We start from the raw sequence: 5,244 nt of genomic DNA, 5'->3' as shown, positions 1-5,244 counted from the left end.
CAGAGCGTGAGGTCGCCGAAGGAAGGCAGATTGAGTTCCAGCGATGAAGCATCGGACGGTCAAAATCCAGTTCGTCGGTGGTCCCTACGACGGCCGCAGGCAGGCGTTCACCAATCCGCCGATCATCGAACGATTGGCTCTGCCGGTGAACGAGAACATGCTGCCGCTGCTAAAGGGGAAGAAGCTGGGGCCGCCGAGTTCGACTTCGACTGTGGCCCGATACGAACTGCGAAAGGTCGGCGGCGGGTGGCAGTACCATTTCGTTAAGGCGGTTTCGGGCAGCCTGTTGGATGATTACCAGAACGGCTATCCCTCCGTGGCGAGCTTGGGGATCGTCCAAATGAATGGCTGGAGCCGAAAGGCCGAGGTGTGGCAAGGGTCGGTGGTGAGCAGGGCTAGCGCATTTCAAGGATTTGGTGGACGATTGAACCATGCCGAAAAAGGCCGCTGCACCGAACCCCTTCATCGGCCTCTGGCGCATTGCTTCCATGTCGAACTGGGACGACGAGTACATTAACGAGGAGGACCAAGCTTACTTCGAGTTCGATAACCGTTTGAGCGGCGAGTTTCACTTCGGCTACGTTCACGGCTTCATGGACTGCCGCATCACGCAGCGGGACGGTGGGCCGCTCGTCGAATGGACTTGGGAAGGCAACGACGAAATGCACGACGCTCAGGGCCGAGGCTGGGCCACGCTTGAAAAGGCCAACGAACTACACGGCATGATCTTCTTTCATCAGGGCGATGAGTCCGAGTTCGTGGCGAGGAAATCCAAAGCGAAACGAACGAGGAAATGACCGTGGCGAAGAAGGCAGCCAGAAGCGTAAAGAAGATGACCGGGACAATCGCAGTGCTGGCTTCCGTCGAACGGGACTTCCCAGCCATCGCCAAATGGGTTCAAGGCTACGGCCACATTGAGATCGGCGATCAGGACGGTTTCGGCTTCATCGTTCGGGCGTTGGACTACGGAGGGATGGTGTTCGAGGACGGCAAGCCCAGCACGTTGGCCGAGGCGATGGCGTCGCTTGAGAAAGGATTGGCTCAATGGTTCAAGGACGAAGGCATCGAGTGAACTATGCCACCGCCAGCCATCTCCTTGCGAACGTCCCCGCCAGCCTGCCGAAAGAACCAGTCCAGACGATCACAACCGACCTCTGGTTTGCTCCATAATCTGCATCGCTACTTGGTTTGGGTTGTAGCCTCCTGGCAATCGCACAAACGCTTTTCCATGCTCTTCACAGAACTTTTTGACCTCGCCATATGAGTGGCTGGACCAACGAATTGCCAGAAGAACCACGGCCATATCGGCTTGAGCAACGTATGGTTCAAAGACACTCGAAGACTCATGTTCTCTCACTTCAAACCAGATAAGTTCTTTCAGCCCGAACGCTGATTCCAGAGCCTCTTTGGCGGATGGACGACGCAGGCCGCCGATCAATAGCGCCGACCGGCCGTTAAGCAATCCAGCAACTTCTCGCACTTCGGCACTTGGTTGCAAGAGCCTCGCTTCCTGTTCGGCGGGCCGAGACGCCAGAAATCGGTCGATCTCCTGCAATACTCGCTGAAACGCCACCGGTACGTCGTCTGAATCGGGCATCTCTTCGATCACCGGCACTAGCAGCTCGCGCAGTTCGACGTTGCTTGGTGGCAGCCCGTTGTCCACCATTTCAGCCACGGCGTTGATAATGGTCCGCCAGTCATGGTCGGTTCCCTTTCCCGCCTGGATCGGCTTGAGATGGTAACGGATTTTGCGGAACTGGCTTTCCTGCTGTTTCCGTTGCTGCTGAGCGTTGCGTAGCCGCGAGTCCAGAGTCTCGATTCGAACCGCAATGTTCGACCAAGTGGCAGGATCAGCAGGGTCGTCAGCCCGCATGTACCGCTGAATGAATATCTGCTCTTGGGCCGTCGTCAGCTTAAGCCAGTTGAAGATGTTAGTCTGATCGGAATCAGTGCGGTCGTCCTCAATCGCTTGAACCGCGCAACGCAAAGTGGACTGCGCCTCCGCCAGCAAGTCCATCGCTTTCTCGAGGAGTGCCCGAGACGAGGGTCGCTCGGCAAGGATTATCCGAATTAAGGCAATGCCATTGGCTACGGCTTCAAAGCAACCGGCGACATCTTCCCATTGGCCCAGGTCGGAAGGGATCGGAGAATTGCGACTGTTCATCCACAAATAGCAGCCTTCAATGCTCTTGGCCTTTTCGATGATTTCCCGATCTTTCGGTTCGATCTCGTTCCCGTAATTGGCTCCTTCGGTCAGCCGTCGTTGCCGGGTTGCCGCCCAACGCGAGCCTTCGGCCTTGATTCGGCAACGTGCCTCGATCAAAGGTAAGTCGGCTTCGGTGGTAGGCGGTGCCGAAACGGGCCTGATAGGCTTCGGCGGTTCCACGGCCGAGGCCGTCTTGGAACCGAAGGTCAACACAGGAAGAATTTCCCGCTCTGCCAGTGCTGATTGAGCGTGGACGGTTTCTTCCACCGGTACAACCTGGGCCAGCGTTTCTGATGCCGAATCCACCGCCAATTCGGGGCTGACCTGATTTACCGGCTGACCATTCTCTGTGGTTGCCAAAAAAGCCTTGGCGACCTCGCGAAGTTGCGTGCGGAGGACCGCATCTTCCGCTGCCAATTGAGCCAGTCGATCAACTAGGGCAGCCAGAGCACTGACGAGTTCCGAAGACATGGTGCTCTCCACAAACTCCGGCATTTTAGCAGGCCAGTTGGCTGCGCCGAGCACTCGGGCGATTTCCCGGCGTTGCAGGCTTTGCAGGCGATTTTTGCCCTTCTGGGCGGCTGCACACGATTGCGCCAGCCTTTCGACCGCCGCGAAATCGTTGATCGGCCGCCCGCTCAGAGTAAGATGGCGGGGTGCCGCCCTAACCTGGGCGGCGATGACCAGACCAGGAGAAAGAACCGAATTTGACCGGCCGCGATGCGGCTGGACTGAAAATTTGAACTGACGCGTGCGTCAGACTGCTTCATCCGAAACCGCCAACCTGAGCCGAAAGGCTCTTGTATTCAGCAGAGGCAGTACTTGTGCCGCGCCCGAAAGGGCGCTGGCCAAGTGCTGTTCTGCTAGCCCTTGGCGGGGCTCGGATGAGCAGGCTTGGTTCAGCGCCTCTTTTATTGCGCTTGAATCCAAGCTTTCTCTGGACGCCCACCACGCTTGGCTTCACGAAAGGGCCGATCTATGAACAGACGCATGTTTCTGCAAGGTGCCACGCCGGCTGCGGCAATTGGCCTGGTGGGCGGAACCATTTGGACCCGGAGAGCATTTGCTCGGCATCAACTGTCTAGCGCCCTCATCAGCCAGTCATCGCCCGTGCTTGCTCGTAAGGTTCGCGAGGAGCAGCTAACAATCCCAAGCCGGGCTACGGCTGAAATCAAACAGTGGTTTCATGCGAAGTGCCTTCGGGTTGAGCAATTCGTAGAGCATATCTGCTCGAACAGCTACCGCGAAAAGCTACATGCCTGCCGAACCCCAGAAGATCAGAACAACCTGCTTCTGGTCTCGTTCTGCGGCAAAGTGGTCACCGATTCAGAAATCCTGACTCGCGTTCAGCTCATAGCAGATGAGGCGGGGCAGGAAATCGACCGAGACTGGAACGAGTGCTGCGAGTCAATAGGAGCTAAGTGGCAGCTCCAGATTACCGATTACAAAAAGCCTATCCCGGTCGATCAGCTTTTGCAAACGACCGAGAAGTTGATCGCGCAGCACGTCAGCGAAGCAATTGCCCAGGCCAAAGCATCGGCTCAGCATCCTGCGGCTGGCGAAACCCTGGGCAAGATTGGCGCATCAGCCATCATGCTCTTCCCGCTGACGCTGATTCATGCCAACGGACTGCTCGGGGAATTCGATCTGGCGAACCCGTTGCAGGTCGCCCTCGCGCTGCCAACCTTCATTTTCGTTTCGCTTCAGCACGTCTTTCAGTACGTCTGTGGATTACTGGCAGACCCGAAGCCTGATCTTCAGCGAGCCATCTCTGGCCGTCTCGCGCTCCTTGGAAACCGCGTTGGTGCTGAGTTCGAGTCAGAAATACGGCGCCGCCTGGATGCTCTCCATGATTGGCAGGAGCAGTCGCTCGCCGATGTTGCGGATCATTACGCCGACTCAGTCGTCCCTTGGCTTTAATTGGAATTACTTTAAATGCGACTTGTTCTTTCTGGCGTTCTGTTGGTCGCAATACTTGTTGCAGGTTGCAAAAAGTCACCAGCAAAGGTGTTCGATCTGAAGCATGGCGGCAAAACGGTCACTCCTCACGGCACGATTATCGAAGGCTCTGCGCAAAACGTCGATGGTCGGGTGCAATACAAGACAGAAAACGGCGGCAACTGGACTGCGAGCGTCGGTTCAGATGGATCGTTCGACGACGTGCGGCCGGTGAAGTAATTCGCCAGCTTAGCTTATTTGATCGATGTGCCTCCACACTACGAGGGCAATGCAATGCTCAAAATGACCACCAATACCCGACGGTTCGCGTGGGCAGCGGGCATCATGTCCAGCGTGATTGTTGCGTTCGCAGCATGGCAATCGCATGTTCATGCAAGTCCAGAGTACGCGCTTAGGATCGTACAGGAAATCAATAGTCAGGCTGACCTCGATACTCGCAAGGAATTCGTGACTGCAAAGGGATACAAAGTGGCGACTGCTTGCATACAAGCTAAAGATGGACCGAGCGATCAGCCGCAGTTGACGATTGGGCCAGCCCGAGTCGAAGGCGACAAGTGTTACTTTGCGTTTAGCCAAAAAGACGGGGCCGGCTTCTTTTGCTTTGAACATGACGGTCGCTGGAAGTTCGATGATGTTCTGTTTACCAAGCTTCATGGACGCGAAATGGAACTGTCGTTGTCGTACACCATCGATCATCCCTATCGTGCAGCGTTGCAAATGATGGATTGGAAGGAAATGTGGAAGGCGTTCCTGGTTGGCGCAGAAATCGGCGCTGCGATAGGCAGCAGTGGCAGTTGATCGCGTTGGTCAGTCGCGGCCAAGGCGGCAGTCGAATCGCCCGATAGGTGCAAGATATGGACACGAATGACACGAACAGGGGTAACAGCGGCAGGGGTGGCGACAGTACCGGTTCGCTTGCGGTCGTCCTCTGTCTGATTGCTGGGTTGGTTATCGGGTACGTCGCGGGAGTGCAGGCGTACCCTCGCGAGCTTGGCGGCTGGAACTGGCTTTGGTGTACGTTGGGCGGAGGCTTCGCCGGCTGGGTGGTCGGTGTAATCATCGTCAACTCCGCCTAATTA

Annotated in this window: 8 protein-coding genes; 7 read left to right on the top strand and 1 reads right to left on the bottom strand. The window is 56.5% G+C overall.

The features are described from left to right. Positions 1–43 precede the first annotated feature (43 nt). The 3 genes from VGG64_28475 to VGG64_28465 are packed head-to-tail and all read left to right on the top strand — an operon-like array spanning position 44 to position 1,072. Positions 44–517 (top strand): hypothetical protein, encoded by a 474-nt coding sequence (locus VGG64_28475; GenBank protein ID HEY1603570.1) that lies wholly within the window; start codon positions 44–46, stop codon positions 515–517. Beyond that, entirely contained in the window at positions 489–797 is a 309-nt protein-coding gene (locus VGG64_28470) for a hypothetical protein (protein ID HEY1603569.1), read from the top strand. Before VGG64_28475 ends, VGG64_28470 begins: the two co-directional genes overlap by 29 nt. Before the next feature lie 2 nt (positions 798–799). Next, on the top strand, positions 800–1,072 hold the full coding sequence (locus tag VGG64_28465; GenBank protein HEY1603568.1) for a hypothetical protein: 273 nt from the start codon (positions 800–802) through the stop codon (positions 1,070–1,072). A gap of 69 nt (positions 1,073–1,141) precedes the next feature. Here the strand turns inward: VGG64_28465 and VGG64_28460 are convergent, their stop codons facing one another. Then, positions 1,142–2,677, bottom strand: coding sequence for a hypothetical protein (locus tag VGG64_28460; GenBank protein ID HEY1603567.1), 1,536 nt, complete (start codon positions 2,675–2,677; stop codon positions 1,142–1,144). A 507-nt stretch (positions 2,678–3,184) separates the two neighbouring features. Here VGG64_28460 and VGG64_28455 point away from each other — a divergent pair. The 4 genes from VGG64_28455 to VGG64_28440 are packed head-to-tail and all read left to right on the top strand — an operon-like array spanning position 3,185 to position 5,241. Further along, complete coding sequence (locus tag VGG64_28455) at positions 3,185–4,126, top strand: hypothetical protein (protein HEY1603566.1); 942 nt, start codon at positions 3,185–3,187, stop codon at positions 4,124–4,126. A 15-nt stretch (positions 4,127–4,141) separates the two neighbouring features. Beyond that, positions 4,142–4,384: a hypothetical protein gene (locus tag VGG64_28450; protein HEY1603565.1), complete on the top strand. Its 243-nt coding sequence runs from the start codon at positions 4,142–4,144 to the stop codon at positions 4,382–4,384. Between the two features lie 54 nt (positions 4,385–4,438). After that, the gene (locus VGG64_28445) at positions 4,439–4,963 is read left to right on the top strand and encodes a hypothetical protein (protein ID HEY1603564.1); all 525 of its coding nucleotides are present in this window, start codon (positions 4,439–4,441) and stop codon (positions 4,961–4,963) included. A 56-nt stretch (positions 4,964–5,019) separates the two neighbouring features. Beyond that, on the top strand, positions 5,020–5,241 hold the full coding sequence (locus VGG64_28440) for a hypothetical protein (GenBank protein ID HEY1603563.1): 222 nt from the start codon (positions 5,020–5,022) through the stop codon (positions 5,239–5,241). The last annotated feature ends 3 nt before the right edge of the window (positions 5,242–5,244 follow it).

The organism is Pirellulales bacterium, from assembly GCA_036490175.1.
Classification (GTDB): domain Bacteria; phylum Planctomycetota; class Planctomycetia; order Pirellulales; family JACPPG01; genus JACPPG01.
This window is presented reverse-complemented; position numbering and strand designations above follow the sequence as displayed.

What these genes read in the sequence shown, in the direction of transcription:
- VGG64_28460 (HEY1603567.1), bottom strand. Translation starts at nt 2,677, where the DNA reads ATGTCTTCGGAACTCGTCAGTGCTCTGGCTGCCCTAGTTGATCGACTG.
- VGG64_28475 (HEY1603570.1), top strand. Translation starts at nt 44, where the DNA reads ATGAAGCATCGGACGGTCAAAATCCAGTTCGTCGGTGGTCCCTACGAC.
- VGG64_28440 (HEY1603563.1), top strand. Translation starts at nt 5,020, where the DNA reads ATGGACACGAATGACACGAACAGGGGTAACAGCGGCAGGGGTGGCGAC.
- VGG64_28445 (HEY1603564.1), top strand. Translation starts at nt 4,439, where the DNA reads ATGCTCAAAATGACCACCAATACCCGACGGTTCGCGTGGGCAGCGGGC.
- VGG64_28455 (HEY1603566.1), top strand. Translation starts at nt 3,185, where the DNA reads ATGAACAGACGCATGTTTCTGCAAGGTGCCACGCCGGCTGCGGCAATT.
- VGG64_28470 (HEY1603569.1), top strand. Translation starts at nt 489, where the DNA reads ATGTCGAACTGGGACGACGAGTACATTAACGAGGAGGACCAAGCTTAC.
- VGG64_28450 (HEY1603565.1), top strand. Translation starts at nt 4,142, where the DNA reads ATGCGACTTGTTCTTTCTGGCGTTCTGTTGGTCGCAATACTTGTTGCA.